Origin of the sequence: Lederbergia ruris, from assembly GCF_018332955.1 — a bacterium.
GTDB classification, from domain to species: Bacteria; Bacillota; Bacilli; order Bacillales; family Bacillaceae_C; genus Lederbergia; species Lederbergia ruris.
Genome location: NZ_BORB01000009.1, coordinates 27,924 through 49,620 on the forward strand (window position 1 = coordinate 27,924; position 21,697 = coordinate 49,620).

Below are 21,697 nucleotides of genomic sequence, written 5' to 3' on the forward strand. Positions count from 1 at the left end.
GACATCCAGCTCCAGCGCCCAGCGACTAGCAAACTTTCGGTGCCTTCCTACGATAAGTCAACATCAGCTCGCCTTTCAATGTCTAGCTGCAGGCGGTAGGGGCTCGAGGTCAAATAACCTGGAATCCTTGAAGGGAAAGAACGCCCTTCCAGGATTCCAGAACATTTGCTTGTCGCCCCTGAACAACCGCCTTCCGCTTTTCGTGGCTCACTGTGTTTCCTTTATCTCAGGCCAACAGGATGTTGGTCAGAACGGCGTTGCGCCAGGACGGCGCGAATTTAGCTGTTCATCCCTTCAATCCTTCAAGTTTGTACGTCGCTAAACGGGCGCTTGCGCCTTTGTTATTCTACAAATAACTTTTGCTCCTCATAGGATAGATGTTTATTTTGTTTGCGGAACTGCATGGGGGACACACCTGTCATTTTTTTAAAAACTTTATTAAAATGAGCGATCGAATGAAAACCGACATTTTCGGCAATCGTCAATACCTTTTCATCTGATTCAATCAATTGTCGTCTCGCCTCTCGCATGCGAACCGCTTGAACATATTCACTAAAGTAAAAACCAGTTACCTTTTTGAATGTCCGACTTAAATAAGAGGGACTGATATAAAATTGTTCGGCAATATTTTTCAACGTTAATTCCTCAAGATAATGTTGGTGTAAATATGTAGCAATTTCTGAAACTTTCTCATGCATAGGATGATCATATTCCGGTGGTGCATGAAAAGATTGCCGATATATTTGGATTAATAATTTAGATAATAAGGCTTTGACATAAAGGGTGTAACCAGTCTGTTTCTTCTTGCACTCTCTTAGCATTTCAAAAATAAGTTGCTCCGTATTTGGCTGCTCTTCCAAAGGAAAACGAATCAGTTGGGAACCGTGTTGGAAAGGCAGTAGGGGTAAGTCCGATGACAAGATGCCTGGTTGAATAAAATCATGGGTAAAATTAATTAAAATTCGTTCAAATTCGGGGATGGTTGAGCTTGTCGTTCGGTGCACATCATGTGGATTGATCACAATAATATCACCGCTCTTCACTGTGTATACTTTCCCATTAATAAAATAAACACGCTCCCCCTTACGTAAATAATACAATTCATAAAAGGCATGGGCATGAGGTGTGGACATTGAGGAATATCCTTTTCGCCGCATCAATTGGATGGAAAAAGATTCGTTTTCCAAATAATACTTTGGGCCAAAGATATCTGGCATTTAATCATCCCCCTACAAAGGCTAATGACAAAAAAAGCAAAGAATTAGAGAAAAAGAGCAAATATATAGATAGAGTATAGCACTATTATGCAATATAATGAAAGCGTTATCTATTTTTATTCGTTTCAAAAAATAATAGAAAAAAGGGGTGGCGTGCCGATGAGGCAGAAATTACGGGGTCTGTTCTTATTAATCGGGATCATGCTATTGGTCGCTGGATGTGGTGGTAAAACGAATGGACAGGGGACAGATGCTTCTACAAGTGATGGTACAAAAGAAGTTGATAATGAAACAGATGAGCAAAAAGAAGCAACTGTTGCGCTCATGATTCACTGGGGGGATAAGGAATTTGAGAACTTTTTCCGTGCGCATATAGAAAAAGCCCTTCCCCACATTACATTAACTTACATTCAGGCAAGTAACCAAGAAGAAATCGAAGAGAATTTTGCGAAAGGATTAGTCCCAGACCTTGTGATGGGAAGTGATTTTGAAATGTATCGTAAGGTTGATTTAGCACGTGATCAAACACCTCTCATTGAGAAACATGGCATTGATTTCAACCGACTTGATCCAAGCATAGTTGAATCTTTAAGAAATGCCTCACCTGAAGGAGAATTACTTGCCCTTCCACTTTTTCGGCCTGATTTTATGATGGCTTATAATAAGGATATTTTTGATGCCTTCGGTGTTCCTTACCCAGAAGACAATATGACATGGGATGAGGCCATTGAGCTAGGCAGACAATTGACGGGTGAAATTAATGGAGAAACATATCATGGGCTTTGGCCTGATAAAGAACAACTAAATCAAGTAGGTGCTTCTCTGATAGATCCCGAAACAAATGAACCGAATATATTAGACAATAAAGAATTACGTCTATTTCTCGAACGCCAACAAGAAATTTTTAATATTCCTGATAATCTACCGGAGATGGACTCAGTTGAGGAATTGGCTGATTTTATGTACAACGGAACTGGGAACGCTGATTTAATTTTTGATTATGCCCTCGTACCGGGACGTGCTTTTACAAAGGGACATTTACAACGGGAACAAGACGCTGGTTTGAATTTTGACTGGGTCACATATCCAATTTGGGGTGGAGAATATCCAGAAGAAATTCCAAATGGTCTTTACCATAATATCTTTGTCACAAGTCAAAGTGAAAATCCTGATGCTGCCTTTGAAGTCATTCAATACTTGTTATCAGATGATTACCAAAAATGGTGGACGAGTACAGAATATGGAGTGACCCCTTTGGTGAATGAAGAGGTACGAAAAGAGTTTGGACAGAAATCAGAATACCTAGAGAGCTTAGAAGAAAAAAATTGGCGCGCCCAGCTAGCTCTGCCAGGTGCTCCCATTCCTAATCAATCTTCGTATGAAGGACCTGTTCGTAAACCATTATTAATCAGTGCTTATCAAGGATTGTTAGAAGGAAAAGATGTCAACACCGTCTTAAGAATCATGGATGATGAAGCGCAAAGTATGGTCGCAGATTTGGCAGGAAAAAAATAAAAATTACTTTAATAGAATGGAGATTTATAGAAATGAAACTGAATACAGTGAAAGAAAAGCAAAGTTGGATAGCAGATTTGGGCAATGGATACTATCAAAATCCCATTTTATTCGCTGATTATTCCGACCCGGATGTGATCCGGGTTGGAGATGATTTTTATTTAATTTCTTCAAGTTTTGCGAGTACACCGGGCATTCCTGTGCTCCATTCGAAAGACTTGGTGAATTGGGAAATCATTAGCCATGTGTTCGATCGCTTGCCCTATGATTATTACGATACAGTCCGGCATGGAGCGGGAGCTTGGGCCCCAAGCATTCGTTACCACCAAGGGCAATATTGGGTTTTCTTCGGAATCCCGGATCACGGCATTTTCATGAGCACAGCAGAAAACCCTGCAGGTCCATGGGCTCCTCTTCATCTAGTGAAAGAAGCCAAGGGCTGGATCGATCCATGTCCGTTTTGGGATGACGATGGGCAAGCCTATCTTGTTTTCGCTTTTGCTAAAAGTCGTTGTGGCATTAAGAATAAATTAAAGATGTGTCGGATGAAACCCGATGGAACCGCCCTTTTAAGTGATCCAGAATTGGTGTTTGATGGTAATGCCAACCACCCCACCATCGAGGGGCCCAAAATGTATAAACGAAATGGCTACTACTATATTTTTGCGCCTGCTGGCGGAGTAAAACCTGGGTGGCAAACGGTTTTACGCTCGAAACAAGTATATGGTTCGTACGAAGATAAAATTGTCTTACATCAAGGTAAATCACCGATTAACGGTCCCCATCAAGGTGGGTTAGTAGAATTAGAATCTGGAGAATCTTGGTTTATTCATTTTCAAGATCGCGATGCTTACGGTCGGATCGTTCATATGCAACCGGTACGTTGGGAGAATGATTGGCCCATCATGGGACATCAGCAGAACGAAGAAAACATCGGTGAACCCGTCCTAAAGTGGAAAAAACCTAATGTTGGCAAGGAATATCCGATAAAAGCACCTGCTACATCTGACGAATTTAAAGAAGAAATACTTGGACTACAATGGCAGTGGGAGGCAAATCACAAGCCGGAGTGGTATAAGTTAAATGAAGAAACAGGATTACGGTTATTTGCCCAACCATATCCGAAGAACTCACATCAAACCTTAGCCGAATGTCCACATGTTCTATGCCAAAAGTTCCCGGCACCAGTTTTTACCGTTACAACGAAATTTAGCTTTCATTCATCCTCGCCTACCGACCAAGCAGGTTTGGTTATTTTGGGAAAGGAATATGAATATATTGCACTAAATTCGGATGGACTTGTTCATGTGGCTGGCACGAGAGAGAATCCAATGCCAATAGAAGAAGAAAAAGAGCAACATCTGCTTGATTCATCCACTGTATATTTACGTGTTCAAGTTCAGGAAGAAGCCGTTTGCCAATTCTACTATAGTGTAGATGGAAAGGATTTTCTTAAAATCGGTGATGCTTTTCAAGCGAAAAAGGGGCATTGGGTTGGAGCAAAAATAGGTTTATTCTGTACGACGAAAGAAGTGCAAAAAGATACCGGCTTCGTTGATGTTCGTTGGATTAGAGTCGAGAATAATGGAATGATAACAGCAAAATGATAGTTGAACATTCAATGAAGTCATTACAGCCAGAATTTTACCAAGGAGTGTGTATTCGATGAAAAAGTATGCCATTTGTGGAGTAAGTAATCGCGCAATCGGAATGTTTATTCGTCCGATTGTCCAGCATTTTTCTTCAGAGAACGAGGTGGTCGCCTTATTAGATGCAGATCCAAGAAGATTTGAGGTATGTAGGCAAGCTCATACAGAAATGGAAAATGTCCCACAATATCTCCCGAAGCAATTTAATCAGATGGTAAAAGAAACCAACCCGGATATCGTCATTGTAGCAAGTAGAGATGATACACATGTCGATTATATCCTTCAAGCCCTCCAAAAAGATTTAGATGTGATTGTCGAGAAGCCAATGGCCACAACGGCGGAGGATTGTAAAAGAATTATGGATGCTGAAGCGACTAGTAAAGGAAATGTGACTGTTACCTTTAATTATCGTTACAGTCCCATTCATACGAGAATAAAAGAGCTGATTTTAGAGGGGAAAGTTGGGAGGATTACCTCTATTGACCTAAATTGGTATATTGATACCTATCACGGATCAAGCTATTTCCAACGTTGGAATCGCATGCGGGAGTTTTCAGGCGGCCTTTCCATTCATAAAAGCTCTCACCACTTTGATCTTATCAATTGGTGGACAGAGCAAACGCCTGTTGAGATCTTTGCTTTTGGAGGACTCTATTATTATGGTGATGAAGGACCATTAAATCCCAAAAGAGAAGATGGTAGACATTGCAGCACCTGTGCCGTTAGACAAAATTGTGATTATTACACAAGATGGAACACAAGAACGAGAAGCGAAAAAATAAAAGATGATCATCTCGGAACTGTGGAAGTAAAAGGTACAAAAGGAAACTATACGAATTATCGCCCAGACCAATGTATATTCGATTCTGAAATTTCCATTGAGGATACATATACTGCAACAGTGCGATATGATAAAGGGGCATTATTAAGTTATTCAGTAAACTTTTCAGTTCCATATGAAGGCTATCGTCTCGCGATCAACGGAACAAAGGGAAGGATTGAAACAACCGAATATCATGCACCCAATCGCGTGCCATTTCCAACACCACAGCAGACCATTGACTATTTTCCATTATTCGGTTCAAAGGAAACCATTCATGTTGTCCATAAAGAAGGCGGACACGGTGGCGGGGACCCCGTTCTTTTAGAAGATCTGTTTTTAGGTGTTGACCCTAACCGCCCATACCCCATACTCTCGGGATCAAAAGATGGGGCGAATGCTGTCGCAACTGGAGAAGCCGTTTGGCGCTCCGTTAAAGAAAATCGTCCGATCAAAATCAAGGATTTATTGAATGTTAACATGCCTCAATCAAAGTAGATAGCGGAACTTTCTGTAGGGATCCGAACCATTTTTATACCGTTTATGTGGATAACGAGTTCCAACATCGGGCTTTAACAAATTCATTGAAAACCTTTTAGTAATCTATTAAAATACTAGGAAACTAAATAGTCCTAAAATTCTTACGGGTCCCTATCTAGTAATTTAAAAGAGGAGTGAAGGATAATGAAAGTACATTTCCTAGGCACGGCAGCAGCAGAAGGTTTTCCGAATCCGTTTTGTTTATGTAAGGCTTGTCAAAAAGCAAGAACTTTAGGTGGACGTAATATTCGTTCCCGCACATCTGTCCTGTTTGATGACGTATTGAAAGTAGATTTTCCACCAGATTTTTTTCACCATGCCATTCGGTATCAAATGGATATGGCTTCAGTTAAAGATTTATTGATAACGCATACACATTACGATCATTTTAATCCTTATGATTTATACAATCGTATTGAGGGATTCGCTCATGGGATTGAACAACCTTTGCAAATTTTTGGGAATGATCTCGCTATGCAGGGACTTCATCAGGCCTTACCAGCTTCCCAAGAACATAAAAGATTTGCCTATCATCGGGTGCTTCCCTTTAAGGAAGTGGTCACGCAAACCGCAAAGATCACACCCTTACTCGCAGATCATGACCAAATGGAAACATGTCTACTCTATTATATCGAAAGAAATGGAAAGAACATTCTATATGGGAATGATACGGGCTGGTTCCCTGAAGACACTTGGGAATGGTTAAAAGGGAAAAAAATTGATTTAGCCATTCTGGACTGCACGGGTGGTTTCAACTCAGACAAACGAAGTCGCAACCATATGTGCATTGAAACCATCCTAGAAGTCCAAGATGTTTTTCAACATGAAAACATGCTTGAGGAAAACGGGCAAATCATCGTCACCCATTTCTCCCATAATTCAGGCCTGTTACACGAGGATTTCGTCAAAGCCTTCCAACCACACGGAATCCAAGTTGCCTATGATGGAATGATTGTTTATTTATAAAATTCTTACCCCATTGAGTAACTGCCCCTTACTATGGTAAGCAAGGGGCAGTTACTTCTTTTATTGCAATGTTCACAATACCTTGTAGATCCGTCATAAGTTATTAACAATTTTGGGCAGCTCCTTGCCCCTATTTTTTTACAATTGCGATTCTCGTGACGAAAACCCGATTTTACTTTCCGTAAATATCTCTTCATTCCTCGGTTAAAGTGGCAACAAAAATCAAGCTAACAAAATCACAAGGAGATTTTGTTAGCTTGATACATCAAAATCTAATTATTTTTTAAAAACAGGTACATCAAAAACCAAATTATATGAGTTTACTAAACTATATAAGTTATGAAGTTGGTAAATTTGCTTATTTGCCCAACCAATATCTGTTGCATATTGATGTGTAGCCTTTCCGGTATCATTGGCACCGTCTGGATTCCATCTCATTTTGTATAATGTGTTTTGGTTGGCATGGATATAACCATTTGAAATATATTTTGCCCCACCGATAATGGCTTGCTCAGGTGTAAACCAACCCGCATTATAAGCAAATTGCGCTCCTTTTGCAATGGCATCCCCATCAAAGGCGCCTATTCCATACATATTATAAACAGTTTTCCCATTCACTTTAACACCATTTGCCAACGTGGATTGGCCATTTCCTGTTTCAAGCAAGGCATGAGAGATTAAATACATTTCATTCACACCTAATGATTCCCCCGCTTGGATAAACGCGGATGCCTTTCCACTTAATATTCCCTTTCCAGAAAGAATTCGATCATTAACCTCATTCTCCTGAACTTTGGTGGAAGTTGCTAGATTGACAAACTGTAAGGATTTAATAGGATCTTTGGCAAAGTTATTAGGATTAACATAATACTTAACATCCTCAGGACTCGCATTTACCCAAGCCTTTTTAAAATCAACTTGGTACCATGTATACCCGTCCGTCCCCTTTACAGAAGAAAGGATATTTAACTTTGTACCATTGGAAACTTGTCCCACTGTCCAAAAGCCGGTTCCAGCTCCACCTCTTACATTCCAACCATTTCCTTTTACTGTTCCCACATTAGATTTTACGGATAAAGCATCTTCTCTAATGTATGTATTGTATTTCGTATCTGTTTGTGGATTTGCTTTCATCTGGATGTCCACAAATTCGTCGATTGTAAAATCATATTGACTGTAGACTGTTTCCTTCTGTTGTCCTTCTGGTACTTTGATTTCACTTGTTAAATATTGTGTGCTTACATAGCCCACTTTCCCGTTTGCCGATACTTTTGCCCAACCATTTTTCTCTGAAAGAACTTTCACCACAGTTCCTCTTGATAATTTGCTGACAATTGAGCCGCTAGTAGAAGCAGAAGAGCGCATATTTAAACTTGAACCTGGGTTTACTTCCACATATCGCAAATCTTCTTGGGCATCATTTTCATGATCCTTACCGGTCTCATTTGTATCAGAAAGAAACTTAGATTCTATGTATCCTTCTTCCCCATAAACCTTAATTTTTGCCCAACCATTTTCCTCAGATAAAACAACAACTGGTATTCCGGAGGCAATTTTAACCATAACGGAAGATTTCGCTGATGGCTTGGTATACATATTTATCCCTGAAACCGATGCACCTTTAATATACTTCGTTGGTGGAGTCGAATCAGCTATTTCTTTAGCGGATGTTAAAAACTGACTACTCACATAGCCGGTCTTTCCATTTACTTTAACTTTTGCCCAACCGTTGGATTCAGATTCCACCGTTACGGCCGTACCATTCTTAAGACTTCCTAAAATCGATGAATTCGCGCTCGCACCACTGCGTAGATTTAATGTCGAACCGGCATTCACACTTACATATTTGGTTTCTGTCTTTGATGGTGCGGACGTTGATGGTTTAGATGGATTTGTGCTCGTCTTGCCTGTTAAATACTGACTACTCACATATCCTGTTTTTCCATTCACCTTCACTTGTGCCCATCCGTTGGACTCAGATTGAACCGTTACCGCGGTGCCATTCGAAAGACTTCCGATTATCGAAGCACTTGCGCTGGCACTACTGCGTAAATTCAATGTCGAACCAGCATTCACACTTACATATTTGGTTTCTGTCTTTGATGGTGTGGACGTTGATGGTTTAGATGAATTTGTGCTCGTCTTGCCTGTTAAATACTGACTACTCACATATCCCGTTTTTCCATTCACTTTCACTTGCGCCCAACCGTTGGATTCGGATTGGACTATTACCGCGGTGCCATTCGAAAGACTTCCGATTATCGAAGCACTTGCGCTGGCACTACTGCGTAAATTCAATGTCGAACCAGCATTCACTGAGACATATTTGGTTTCCGTCTTTGATGACGCGGACGTTGATGGTTTAGATGGATTTGCGTTCGCCTTGCCTGTTAAATACTGACTGCTCACATATCCCGTTTTTCCATTCACTTTGACTTGCGCCCAACCGTTGGATTCGGATTGGACCGTTACCGCGGTGCCATTCGAAAGACTTCCGATTATCGAAGCATTTGCACTGGCACTACTGCGTAGATTCAATGTCGAACCAGCATTCACTGAGACATATTTGGTTTCTGTCTTTGATGGTGTGGACGTTGATGGTTTAGATGGATTTGCGTTCGCCTTGCCTGTTAAATACTGACTGCTCACATATCCCGTTTTTCCATTCACCTTCACTTGCGCCCAACCGTTGGATTCAGATTGGACTGTTACCGCTGTTCCATTGGATAGACTTCCAATTATCGAAGCACTTGCGCTGGCACTACTGCGTAGATTCAATGTCGAACCAGCATTCACACTTACATATTTGGTTTCTGTCTTTGATGGTGCGGACGTTGATGGTTTGGATGGATTTGCGTTCGCCTTGCCTGTTAAATATTGACTACTCACATATCCGCTCTTACCATTCACCTTCACTTGCGCCCAACCGTTGGATTCGGATTGGACCGTTACCGCGGTGCCATTCGAAAGACTTCCGATAATGGAAGCACTCGCGCTCGCACTACTACGTATGTTCAATGCAGAACCGGCATTCACCGAAACATACTTTCTTTCAGTTTTGACAGGTGTTGTCTTAGGGGTAGATGGCTTGGTCACAGTTTTTTTCTCATTCAAATACTGATTGCTGACATAGCCTGTTTTGCCATTGGCACTAATTTTTGCCCAACCATTCGTCTCTGATAGCACTGTGACTGATGTTCCGTTCGCTAGTTTACCAATGATAGAAGCATTCGTGGAAGCCTCCGCCCGCATATTTAGACTAGAACCCTGATCAACTGCGACATACCTCATATTATGTTGTGATTCAATCCCACTTGGCGGCTCAGCAGCCTCAATTGTTTGCTCAAAAGCTACAGTAGACAAGACAGCAAAACATAAACTAGGTAAAATGACTCTCTTTTTCATTGAGCTCTCCTTTCTAGATGCGAATCGTTTAATATACAAAAGTCCTTAAAAATGAGCAATTCCCTACAGTTTCACTAGTTTTTTAATTCGTTATATACCCTTCGACCCCTTTCATGACAGTGTATAAGGACCCTTTACTTTTAGATCAGAGAACCTTATCATAATATACGGACTACGCCATACATTCCATAAGGACCAAAGGCTAAATTCGCGACAACAACCGCCACGCCTTTGTGACCTACATCCTGCAGACCTAGAATTTAAATTTGTGCCTTCAATCAACTTCCCAAAATTGAATGGTGGCACTGCACTTCTGTGCATAAATATAAGTCGAAACCGCATTAAAAATGCTGCGGACACTTAAATGATAGAGTAAATGAAACGGCTTTAACTGGATTTGTGCTCGTCTTGCCTGTTAAACTGACTCGTCACATATTCAGCTCCTTTTTACCCTTTCATTCAACCTGAATATTCTGCTGTAATGGAAAATTGAGCCATTTGCGAGTTTCCCAAAAACACGCGCTGGCGGCATGGCGTATGTTAAATCGAGCCCACTTTGATGGATGCCTATTCGTTTTTCATCTTAAGGGGCGATAGGGTAAATGGTTTTCTGGTCGTGCTAGTCTTGCCTGTAAACTGACTCTCGCATATCCAGTTTCCCATTTACCTTTCCTTAACGATGATTTTTGATAATACCATTCGCGAGTCGTTCAAACATCATTACTTTCGTGTGATATGTCCAAAGACATATTTACTGCTAGTCCACGAGCATAATAGATGTCTCTTTACTAGTTTGCTAATAATGACCGCATTGAGTGGCCGGAGTTGCATATTTTCATAAGTGGCCTTATCAACCATATGTTATGATCGGAATGAATCTAGCTCAATTGCTTTTTGGCAATTGAATCCTCTGTCCAAAACCATCGTTGACAATACTGAATTATGTACTAGGTAAAATGACCCTCTTATTGAAAATCTCCTTTCCCCTTTAAATTATATAATAGATCTCAAGTTTAATATACAAAAATATGTAAAAAACAGCAAATATTACCACCCTTTTTTCATAATAAGGCCTTTGGATCCATAGTCTTTTGGCCTGTTAATTGTAGAATAACTAAAATACCTTCTTTTTACAACTATATTATCTAGATGTCTATGTAATTAATTTCCGCCACTAATAGCAATCTTACTATTATTCTCTCAACTTACCTTTCCCTTTTTCCCTTACGATTAAACCTAAAAAATCTATCTTTTTCGCTTTAGAAACCTCCAAATATAAAAGTTTGTAACTGAACAGTGTAGAAGGCCTTAGAGTTAGAACATTCGATCCCTCTTGGTCACTGCAAAGGGGGATTTTTTCTTTACATTAAACTCCTCCATAGCTATGAATTTGACTCCATAATGATCAAGCATTATAATAGAAAAAATATTACCTACGTAAAACATAAGGGGAGTAGCTATACAACAAAGTCGTCAATACAGGATTAAAATCCTCGGCTTTGTCGGCAATGCATTAGCATTGTTTGCGAGACCTTACCGATTTTTGGTAAGGTCTTTTATTCATTTTTAAGACGCCATACCAAAATCGGGTTATGGCGTCTTTTATTGTTTACCAAGAATGGATTTTATATTGCACATTGTAAATAAATTTAACAACATGCGTGATTATTCAACTTAAAGTTTTACAGCGAACTATGTTCTAGGAAGGAGTATGCAGATGGGGTTTTATAAAGATTTAGCGGACAGTGTAGTCATCCAAAATAAAGGTAAAAAAAAGGTCCTCATAGATCATAAGGATACCTTAACCTTAATTGGTGTTGGGCGAAGTGCTTTTGTATTTAAAATAAAAAATACCAATAAGGTCATCAAAGTATTCTTTCCTACGCATCGACATTTTGCTTATGAAGAAGCAATGGTATATCAAGTTGTCCAAAATATTGATTATTTCCCTACTATTTATGAATTTGGTTGGAATTATATTGTCATCAATTATATTGAAGGTTACACGCTTTTTGACTGCCTTACACGAGGAATACAGGTTTCGGCGAAAGAAATAAAAGAAGTTGAATCGGCTATATTGGTAGCTCAAAGTTTGGGATTAAATCCCTCAGATATTCATTTACGAAATATCATTATAACGACTGAAGGGAAAATCAAAATGATTGATGTAGCTCGTTTTCGGCAAGCAAAACTGTGTCCTCAATGGGAAGATTTAAGAACAGCCTTTTATCGTTTTTACACAAAACCTTTATTTCCAAAGAGGCTTCCCTCCTTCCTCTTAAACACAATTGCATTTCTTTATAAAAGGTGCTTTTATTAAATAGCCGAGAACACTTGTGACTTCAGTCATGAGATGAATCGGCTTCGGATAGGGCTTGGTTTATGCCAGGTCAGCTATTCGACATATGTATAATAGATAATTAAAACAAAGTACTAACATAATCGAATTATTCCCCGAAAAATCTTATGACATATGTTATCATATAGACGAGGTGGTACATACGGGAGAAGTTAAGCGTGGTAGAGGGTACGTGTACTCCATCCAATACCATGTTGTATGGTGCGTTAAGTATCGCCATAAAGTATTAACGGGTGATATAGATGTAAGACTAAGGGAATTGTTACACCAAATTGCAACAGATAACGGTTTTACCATTTCGGAAATGGAAACAGATTGTGACCATATTCATCTGTTAATCGATTGCACTCCACAACACTCCATCCCGACGATGATTAAAGCCTTAAAAGGTGTTTCTGCAAGATTACTATTCAAGGAATACCCAGTTTTAAAAAAGAAATTGTGGGGTGGCCATCTGTGGAATCCATCTTATTTTGTTGCAACAGTTAGCGAGAATACGGGAGAACAAATTCGGCAATACATACAAAATCAAAAAGGAGGTGAGAAGTAGAAATGATGGTGAAGAAAGCCTTCAAATTCCGTATCTATCCCAATAAATACCAAACTACGCTTATTAATAAAACCATTGGCTGTAGCCGGTTTGTTTTCAATTATTTTGTCGGGAAACAAAAAGAGAAAGATGCCTATTGGTATATCGTGAACGAAATGGTTCAGAACGGTCAACTCCCTCAAAATAATTGGAAAGGTGAATTTTTTAATAAAAACAAGTCAACCAAAGCCGTTCGTGAGTTGAAGAAACACTATCCATTTTTGAAAGAAGTCGATAGCATAGCCCTCCAAAAGTCCGTTGAAATAGTACATGATGCGTACACACGATATTACAAAAAGCAAAATGATGAACCACGTTTCAAATCGAAAAAAAATCCTGTTCAATCATACACAACGAAATTTGTAAATGGAAATATTGCTGTATTAGACAAACATATTAAACTGCCTAAACTTGGACTGGTACGCTACGCCAAAAGTCGAGAAGTGCACGGACGCATTATAAACGCAACAATAAGACGTAATCCGAGTGGTAAATACTTTGTATCAATTCTTACAGAAACGGAAGTGCAACCATTAGACAAAACAGGTTCTTCTGTCGGTGTTGACGTGGGATTAAGGGACTTCGCTACGCTTTCAGATGGTACCGTATACAAAAACCCTAAATTTTTCCGCGCGTTAGAAGAAAAATTAGCCAGAGCCCAACGTATTCTATCAAGGCGACAAATAGGTTCCTCCAATTGGCATAAACAACGTGTAAAGGTCGCCAAAATCCATGAAAAAATCGTGAATGCAAGAAAGGATATGCTAAATAAAATCTCAACCCAAATTGTCAAAAACCACGACATTATTGGGATTGAAGATTTGTCTGTAAGCAATATGCTCAAAAATGAAAGGCTTTCTAAAGCAATTAGTGAAGTTTCCTGGTCAGAGTTCAGAACAATGTTGGAATACAAAGCAAAGTGGTATGGAAAGCAAGTAGTAGTCGTGGCGAAAAACTTCGCTTCTAGTCAACTATGTTCCCGTTGTGGCCACCAACACAAAGACGTTAAGGATCTAGCACTACGAGAATGGACATGCCCGATTTGCGATTGTCATCACCAACGCGACCTTAACGCAAGTATCAATCTTCGCAATGAAGCATTGCGATTAACCGCAGGAACTGTGGGGATAGCCTAAACCATTAGAAATCAATAGGTCTCTGTACTTAGGAATCTCGTGACTTAAATCATGAGAGGTTCAAATATTATACTAATAAAAGAGTTAGAAAATTTCCAAACAAAGGAGTGGGGACATTTGGTACAAAGCTTACCTACACGCGCACAAGTAAAAGAAGAAGAAACATGGAATTTAAAAGATTTATTTGCAACGGAAGAAGCTTATGAACAGGCTTTGAAAACTGTAGGGAAGGAAGCAACGGAATTTGCGAATGCCTATAAAGGTACGATTCAGGATGCAGCATCGGCACTAAATGCATTAGACGAATATAGAAAACTATATGAACAACTTATTCCAATTGGTACCTATGCTTCTCTTGCAGCTAGTGTTGACCAAACGGATGATCAGGCACAAATGCGAGACAGCAAATTCAGTTCAATGGCCGCGAAAATTTCCAGCCAAACTTCTTTTCTCATGAGTGAATTATCAGAGCTATCATTAGAGGTTTTACAGGATGCGAGTGCTCAGTCAGAGGATTATGCTGTCCTACTAAAAGATATTATCAAGAAAAAACCATACCAGCTTCATCCTGAGGTCGAGAAGACATTGGCAGCTTTCTCATCTACTTTTGAGGCACCCTATAGTTTATATAACACAACAAAATTAGTAGATATGGAATTTCCAGATTTTAAAGTGAATAATGAAAATTACCCATTAAGCTATGTTTCTTTTGAAGGTAGCTGGGAATCTAATCCTGATACAGCGAAGAGACGTGCTGCATTTAATGCGTTTTCCGCTAAGTTGCGCGATTATCAACATACAACAGCCAAAACATATGACATGCACTTACAAATGGAGAAAACGACTTCTGATTTACGTGGATATCCATCTGTCATTGACTATTTATTGATGGAGCAAGATGTCGATCGTTCCATGTATAACCGTCAAATCGATGTAATTATGAAAGAATTAGCTCCACATATGCGGAAATACGCGAAGCTTTTACAAAAAATTCATCAATTAGATGAAATGACCTTTGCTGATTTAAAAATCCCTGTCGATCCTTCCTATGAACCAACGGTCACGATAGAAGAATCGAAGAAATATATCGATGATGCGCTCGCCATTATGGGGAAAGATTATACAGATATGGTGGATCGAGCTTACTCAGAAAGATGGATTGACTTCGCCCAAAACACCGGAAAATCAACAGGGGCCTTCTGTGCTAGTCCATATGGTAATCATTCTTATATCTTGATTTCGTGGACTGGAAGTATGGAGGATGTATTCGTCCTTGCTCACGAGCTTGGTCATGCCGGACATTTCTATAATGCTTACAAACATCAAAGTGTATTTAATGGGGATGCGTCTATGTATTTTATTGAGGCTCCTTCGACCATGAATGAAATGCTGATGGCCAATCACCTGTTAAAAAATTCAGATGACCCGAGATTCAAACGCTGGGTACTATCCTCCATCATTTCACGTACTTACTATCATAATTTCGTCACTCACCTGCTTGAGGCAGCTTATCAGCGGAAGGTTTATGAAATCATTGATAAAGGTGGAAATGTCAATGCTACGATTTTAAATGAGTTAAAAAGAGGAGTTCTAGAAGAATTTTGGGGTGAAGATGTTATCATCAATGACGGTGCGGAACTAACATGGATGCGTCAACCACACTATTATATGGGCTTGTATCCTTACACATACAGCGCTGGTTTAACCATCTCTACAGAAATGACAAAGCGTGTGTTAAAAGAAGGCAAACCAGCTGTCGACGATTGGCTAACTGTCTTACAAGCTGGCGGCTCCAAAAACCCTGCGGAACTAGCGCAAATGGCTGGCATTGATATCACAACAGATAAACCATTACGGGACACGATTGCCTATATTGGCGAACTGATCGATCAAATCGAAAAACTAACCGAGGAAATTGGATAAATCCTTCCTAGCCACGATCCCGTTTTAAAGGAATCGTGGCTTACTTTTTTGTTCCTAGAAAAATATGCTTTTCTTATTCTCCTAGCTTTTAAACTTTCTCTTTTATTTCCCTACCAAAATCCAAGCTTCAACAATACTCCTTGAGCCATTTCTTCTTTTCCGTCTTGGACTCCAGGATTCATAGCACTTTTTGATAACCAATTCTCATTTTTTCAAACGGCTTCGGGCACCATGCGTGCTAATTAATTCGTAAGTTTTGATCAACTAAAATATGCAATTCCAAAGATGATAGCCGCTATAATAACTACGAAAAGCAAGATTTTCCCTATGCTTTTTCCTGAATCCCCATCTTCTTCTGAACTTTCTTCAGCACACTCTTCTAATACATACCTTTTCTCTAAAAGATAGGCCTCCACTAACTCATCACAATTTTCACAAATCCAATGACCACCTGACCCATCTCTTTCGATGAATTCTTTATCTGATTCGTGTCCACATAATGGGCAGTATCGAATCTTCGCTATTCTCTCATCCATTTAATTTCGTCTCCAGTTCTAATTTTTATAAACGATTTTCCTTAAGATCAGCTTGTCCGGAGTCGGAAGCATCGCTTTCGTTGCTGGTAAGAACCTCGCTCTCAATCACGCCGCAGGCATAATTGCTTTACTGATTTTCAATTCTTGAGCAAATTTCAATAACCTAACAGCTTTTTAATGTCGCAAGAATAGCCTTTTCGACATTTACGTTATTCCCATTTCGCCTTTAAAGGTGGGGAATAATTCTCCATTTTAGCCAATAAACTCTTGGGATCAGAATCCATAATAATCAAATCCTTATACTTTGCGTTCATAAATCCTTCATCAATCGTATAATCTAACATCGAAATTAACGGTTCAAAAAAGCCATTTACATTTAATAATCCACATGGTTTTTGGTGATAACCAAGTTGTGCCCAAGTGAATACCTCAAACCATTCCTCTAATGTTCCCGCACCTCCAGGAAGAGCAATAAATCCATTCGCTAAATCAGCCATTTTTGCTTTTCGTTCGTGCATCGTTTCTACAACATAAAGTTCTGTTAATTTCTTATGGGCTATCTCGACATCTTGTAATTTCTTAGGAATTACCCCAACTACATTTCCTCCACCATTTAAAGCCGAATCGGCCAATGCCCCCATGCAGCCAACTTGCGCACCACCATATACTAACGTTCTATTACTATAGGCTAATTCTTCACCAAGTTTTTTGGCATTTTCCAAATAAATTTTATTTTTTCCTGCGCTTGAGCCACAGAACACGGCTATGTTTTTAACTTTCATAATCCATCATCCTTCTAATTTCGGTATCTATGTAACAATTTATTTTTATGTTGTAAAAAAATATCTTCTAAATCAATATTATATTTATTAGCAATCACTGCCACATTGCCTAATACATCTCCCAACTCTTCTGTAAGATTTTCCTTACATTTCTCAAACATGTCCTCAACTTCATCTGGTCGGTCCCTACCTATTTCTAATGCCCTAATCGCCCTTGCTACTTCTCCAGTTTCTTCCGACAAAAAACCTATTCGTACAAAAATATCTAGATCAGACCAGCCTCTATCTTTATAATAAGAATCGATCCATTTCTGAAACTCTTTCGCATTCAAGCCCGCTCCTCCTCAGCTCGATATATAGTGTCTAATCATGAATAATAACACAATATACAGTGTTTTTCTATATAATGTAAAAATAGATATTAAAACTAATAACAAAAAACAAAGCACCCCCAAAGTTCCGGCGCCTTCCGTAACATTGGGGGTGTCTCCACCTGCACTATTTTAAGAATTTATTAGAGATTTTCTTTCTGCTTTAAAATGGAAATTACCTTTGCTCTCCTTCAGTTTGCTGTGCGTTAAATGTCCAGGTAAGATCGAGTGAATCTCCTTGGAACTGGTTTTGGTCTTTTCCATTATCAACAAAATGGAATTTTACAACGAGGTCGTTCATTTCACCGGTTGGTAGGCCTTCTTCATCGAAGATTGGCTCGAAAACCTTTTCATTAATAACCTCTGGTTTCATGTCTTGAAGCTTAGCTAGAGTTGTTTTGTAAATCACTTCGTCAAGCTTGTCCAAGTTGTAAAGAAATTCCACTTCAATATGCTCCCCAAAATCCTCTGTGTTATCCCCCTGTGCATCGACTACTGTATAGGAGGTTTCTAATAAAACTTTTCCAATATCCAATGTTCCATTATTTTGCAGTTCAAAATCGCGAATAAAGGAATCTCCTGGTTGTATATTGTCAACGCTAATAATTTGTGTAGGGTTGACAGCGAGATCCAATGTACCGACTGCAAAGGTATTATTTGTTTCCTCACTGTCACTAAAATATGCGTAGGTTCCCCCTCCAATTAATGTAATACCGAGTACCGCCGACACTAATCCTGTGCTTAATTGTTTTTTGACATTCATCCGTTTTCTCCCCCAATTTTTTATATGGTTTCTTCTTTCTTTGGCCCTTCAATAAGACGTAGCGCACGCCATATGGTAAATATAGCATGTCCAAGAAACAACAGACCCGGTATAAATAAAAACAATACCGCTCCTTGCTTTGTATTCATATAATGGAAGACATATCCGGCATAGGGGATAGTCGTCCCCGAGTATTTCCCAACGATATTTTCTGCTAAAACTGGTTCAACATCAGGCCCATTATTATTGTCCCCTTTGGTAATAAATCGTTGACCATTATGTTCTACCTCAATAATTCTGTGGGTCACTAAAATATTTTCACTCGTTCTAAATGTAATCACATCTCCAGTTTTGAACGTCTCCTTTTCATCCACTTGCTTAGTTAAAATTAGCGAACCAACTGGCATTTCTGGCTCCATGGAACCGGATAAGACCGTTTTCAACTGATAGCCAAAGAGACTCGGTTCTCCCCCTGCCGCTCGGGATGAAATGACAATCAATACTGCACAGACTAACAGGATGATCAACAGGGTTGAGATACTATTGCTTATCCACTTTAAGATGGTTTTCCCTTTCATATTCTCCTCACTCCGATGGATCCAATTTTTGCATGTCCGATTCTATTATGTCTTTGGTGGAATCTAGTTCGGTTTCACCTCGTCCTTCACTTTTCGTAGCTTGTTCGGCTTCGATTTCGATACCCTGCTTTTCCTGATCCCCTACAACATTAGCATCTGGACGAGATGCTTCCTGCGAAATATCCTGATCTTGTGTTTTTTCTTCTTGGTCCCCCTCTTTCTCATTTGGACTTTGTTCTTTCTTATGACTCTCTTGATCCTGTTCCTCTGTTTCAGAAACCTCTCCAGAGCCCTGCCTTTCTTGTTCATCACTTTGATCTTCCTCAATACCTTCATCAGCTATATCTACTGAATTTTCACCTTCGCTTTGAAGAAGTGACTCCTTCTCCTCCTGCTGATGTTCCATATCAGGATCTGCTGATAGTGTCCCCCTGATCGTTGTCACATCTTGAAAAGAGGCGCTAGTCGGTGATGTGAGCTGTGAACAGATAAAAAAGAACAAATATAACAGAATTAACAGCTGAAACGGTCGTCTTGTCCTACTTTTATCCGTACTCTCATTTTCTTCAGTTTTGCGGTAATTCCTCATTTTCATCTCCCTTCCAAAAGGCTTTCAAATCTCACCAGATGTATCAATCTGATCCGATTGATCAAATATATGAGTAAGGAATATCATAATACTCTGAAACTGGTGGCTCTTATGAAATTTCCCATTCCAGGAAAAAATAGGAAATTCACTTATATACTTCTAGATCATCCCCCCATTTCCCTTCTCATTTCTGAATAAGCCAATTGGTATCTGCCTTTTAATTTTTTATCTTTGATTTGGAACACCTACATTATAAAACGTTTACATTTAGAAGGTGAATAGAATAACTTTCAAAAAGATTGCAAATTTATTTGATTCTTACCTATATTCAGATTCGGTAAACTGCAAATTCTTTTGAAAAATTGCATTATTTTTCTCCCAATCCCTTAATATTTAACCAGGCTTATCTTGTGGGACTAGCCCCTAGATTGGGGCCGCCCACGAAGATACTCCTACTGAATTGAACAAAATTCGGACAACGAACATTAAAAAATTCAATTAGATGTTTTAAAATTCAAACCCTTTGCATTTTTTGATAATCTGTCCAATATGACTTAATCTCAAAATTGAAAAATTTTATGTACAATTGGTGAAATTCGGGATTTAATTGGTGAAAACTTTGACACAATTGGTGAAACTTTGATATTAATTGAGGAATTTACTTTTTTTAAAATTTATCCTTGCATTTTTCTCCACCCAGGCTTATAATCAGTTTCAATCAGATAATGCTTTATTTTTTTAAAGACGATGAAGAGAAAAAGTAGGATTAATGGTTTTATACAGAGAGCTTCGGTAGCTGAAAAGAAGCAAAAATCACGATCTGAACAATGGCCTCTGAGTTGCGAACTGAACATCCGCTTTCGGATTAGTAGGTGCCGACGAGATTTGGTACTCGTTATCAATACCACAGTATTTCGAGCAAAGATGTATTTGTGCTCCAGTACTTGCTGAGGCTGTTTTGTGTGAGCAAACAGTAAAATAAGGTGGTACCATGTGAATGCAACCACGTCCTTATCTTTTGTATAAAGATACGGGCGTGGTTTTTTGGTTTTCTAAAACTTTTTTACAGATGGAGGAATTTACAATGACAAACAGTTTAGTGATTCAAACAGATTTCGGTTTAAGTGACGGTGCAGTGAGCGCTATGTACGGTGTGGCGATTTCAGTCGATCCGACACTTAGAATCTTTGACCTAACCCATGACATACCACAATATAATATATGGGAAGGGTCGTATCGCCTCTATCAAACCATATCATATTGGCCTGAAGGAACGGTCTTCATTTCAGTCGTTGATCCCGGAGTTGGCTCCAATCGCCGTAGCATTGTAATAAAAACAACGGAGAATCAATACATCGTTACCCCAGATAATGGAACATTGACTCATATAAAAGACGCGATTGGGATCGAAGAAGTCAGAATCATTGATGAAACCGTCAACCGCCTCCCTAAATCGGGGGAATCGTATACATTCCATGGCCGTGACGTGTATGCATATACGGGGGCAAGACTTGCATCTGGAGTCATCACATTTGAAGAAGTTGGCCCTGAAGTTCCAGTCGATTCTGTCACTGAACTTGCAAAATTTGATCCAACCATCGATGAATCTTCCGTTACTGGAAATATCGATATTCTTGATATCCGTTTCGGAAACCTTTGGACGAATATCGACAGAACTCTTTTCCTGCAATTAGGAGTTGAGTATGGAGATAGTTTTGAAGTGACTATTCATAATGATACACGCCAGGTATATAAAAACATCATGACGTATGGACGATCCTTCGCTGACAGTCATTTAGGCGAACCATTAATTTACGTAAATTCGCTTGATAAACTCGGAATAGCTCTCAACCAAGGGTCATTCGCCAATGCCTATCATATTGAAACGGGTGCAAATTGGAAAATATCTCTCCGCAAAGTGCCAAAAGCCATATATAATTAAGTAGACATTGTTATTAA

Annotated in this window: 17 protein-coding genes and 1 other annotated feature; of the genes, 9 read left to right on the forward strand and 8 right to left on the reverse strand. The window is 39.3% G+C overall.

Going from position 1 to position 21,697, the window contains the following annotated elements; translation table 11 throughout:
- Positions 1-341: 341 nt before the first annotated feature.
- Entirely contained in the window at positions 342-1,217 is an 876-nt protein-coding gene (locus KI363_RS06780) for a helix-turn-helix transcriptional regulator (RefSeq protein ID WP_158320959.1), read from the reverse strand.
- A gap of 159 nt (positions 1,218-1,376) precedes the next feature.
- Between KI363_RS06780 and KI363_RS06785 the strand changes: the two genes are divergently transcribed.
- From KI363_RS06785 to KI363_RS06800, 4 genes are all read left to right on the forward strand, one after another.
- Positions 1,377-2,732, forward strand: coding sequence for an ABC transporter substrate-binding protein (locus tag KI363_RS06785; protein ID WP_191967352.1), 1,356 nt, complete (start codon positions 1,377-1,379; stop codon positions 2,730-2,732).
- Positions 2,733-2,764: 32 nt separating this feature from the next.
- The gene (locus KI363_RS06790; protein WP_158320961.1) at positions 2,765-4,339 is read left to right on the forward strand and encodes a glycoside hydrolase family 43 protein; all 1,575 of its coding nucleotides are present in this window, start codon (positions 2,765-2,767) and stop codon (positions 4,337-4,339) included.
- Positions 4,340-4,397: 58 nt separating this feature from the next.
- Positions 4,398-5,699, forward strand: a complete 1,302-nt coding sequence (locus KI363_RS06795; RefSeq protein ID WP_158320962.1) for a Gfo/Idh/MocA family protein — start codon at positions 4,398-4,400, stop codon at positions 5,697-5,699.
- 186 nt (positions 5,700-5,885) lie between these two features.
- Positions 5,886-6,707 (forward strand): MBL fold metallo-hydrolase, encoded by an 822-nt coding sequence (locus KI363_RS06800; protein WP_158320963.1) that lies wholly within the window; start codon positions 5,886-5,888, stop codon positions 6,705-6,707.
- A 276-nt stretch (positions 6,708-6,983) separates the two neighbouring features.
- On the opposite strand, the gene KI363_RS06805 is transcribed toward KI363_RS06800, so the two are convergent.
- A complete protein-coding gene (locus KI363_RS06805; protein WP_212965909.1) occupies positions 6,984-10,112 on the reverse strand; it encodes an SH3 domain-containing protein in 3,129 nt (1,042 codons plus the stop codon).
- Positions 10,113-11,829: 1,717 nt separating this feature from the next.
- Here KI363_RS06805 and KI363_RS06810 point away from each other — a divergent pair.
- The 4 genes from KI363_RS06810 (at position 11,830) to pepF (ending at position 16,119) form a co-directional block, all read left to right on the forward strand.
- Entirely contained in the window at positions 11,830-12,432 is a 603-nt protein-coding gene (locus tag KI363_RS06810) for a protein kinase family protein (protein ID WP_212965910.1), read from the forward strand.
- A gap of 163 nt (positions 12,433-12,595) precedes the next feature.
- On the forward strand, positions 12,596-13,021 hold the full coding sequence (gene tnpA, locus KI363_RS06815) for an IS200/IS605 family transposase (RefSeq protein ID WP_373306745.1): 426 nt from the start codon (positions 12,596-12,598) through the stop codon (positions 13,019-13,021).
- 2 nt (positions 13,022-13,023) lie between these two features.
- Entirely contained in the window at positions 13,024-14,196 is a 1,173-nt protein-coding gene (gene tnpB / locus KI363_RS06820) for an IS200/IS605 family element RNA-guided endonuclease TnpB (protein ID WP_212965912.1), read from the forward strand.
- Between the two features lie 117 nt (positions 14,197-14,313).
- Positions 14,314-16,119, forward strand: coding sequence for an oligoendopeptidase F (gene pepF / locus KI363_RS06825; protein ID WP_246516794.1), 1,806 nt, complete (start codon positions 14,314-14,316; stop codon positions 16,117-16,119).
- Between the two features lie 260 nt (positions 16,120-16,379).
- On the opposite strand, the gene KI363_RS06830 is transcribed toward pepF, so the two are convergent.
- The 6 genes from KI363_RS06830 to KI363_RS06855 form a co-directional block, all read right to left on the reverse strand.
- Positions 16,380-16,655 (reverse strand): hypothetical protein, encoded by a 276-nt coding sequence (locus tag KI363_RS06830; protein ID WP_212965914.1) that lies wholly within the window; start codon positions 16,653-16,655, stop codon positions 16,380-16,382.
- Between the two features lie 209 nt (positions 16,656-16,864).
- Complete coding sequence (locus tag KI363_RS06835) at positions 16,865-17,437, reverse strand: LOG family protein (protein WP_212965915.1); 573 nt, start codon at positions 17,435-17,437, stop codon at positions 16,865-16,867.
- A 14-nt stretch (positions 17,438-17,451) separates the two neighbouring features.
- On the reverse strand, positions 17,452-17,769 hold the full coding sequence (locus KI363_RS06840) for a MazG nucleotide pyrophosphohydrolase domain-containing protein (protein WP_158320968.1): 318 nt from the start codon (positions 17,767-17,769) through the stop codon (positions 17,452-17,454).
- A 214-nt stretch (positions 17,770-17,983) separates the two neighbouring features.
- Positions 17,984-18,571, reverse strand: coding sequence for a CalY family protein (locus tag KI363_RS06845; protein WP_212965916.1), 588 nt, complete (start codon positions 18,569-18,571; stop codon positions 17,984-17,986).
- A 20-nt stretch (positions 18,572-18,591) separates the two neighbouring features.
- Positions 18,592-19,149 (reverse strand): signal peptidase I SipW, encoded by a 558-nt coding sequence (sipW, locus tag KI363_RS06850; RefSeq protein ID WP_158320974.1) that lies wholly within the window; start codon positions 19,147-19,149, stop codon positions 18,592-18,594.
- Positions 19,150-19,156: 7 nt separating this feature from the next.
- The gene (locus KI363_RS06855) at positions 19,157-19,738 is read right to left on the reverse strand and encodes a hypothetical protein (protein WP_212965917.1); all 582 of its coding nucleotides are present in this window, start codon (positions 19,736-19,738) and stop codon (positions 19,157-19,159) included.
- 738 nt (positions 19,739-20,476) lie between these two features.
- Positions 20,477-20,754 (forward strand) — a binding site (T-box leader).
- A gap of 68 nt (positions 20,755-20,822) precedes the next feature.
- On the opposite strand from KI363_RS06855, the gene KI363_RS06860 reads away from it, so the two are divergent.
- Positions 20,823-21,680: an SAM hydrolase/SAM-dependent halogenase family protein gene (locus KI363_RS06860; RefSeq protein ID WP_158320976.1), complete on the forward strand. Its 858-nt coding sequence runs from the start codon at positions 20,823-20,825 to the stop codon at positions 21,678-21,680.
- The last annotated feature ends 17 nt before the right edge of the window (positions 21,681-21,697 follow it).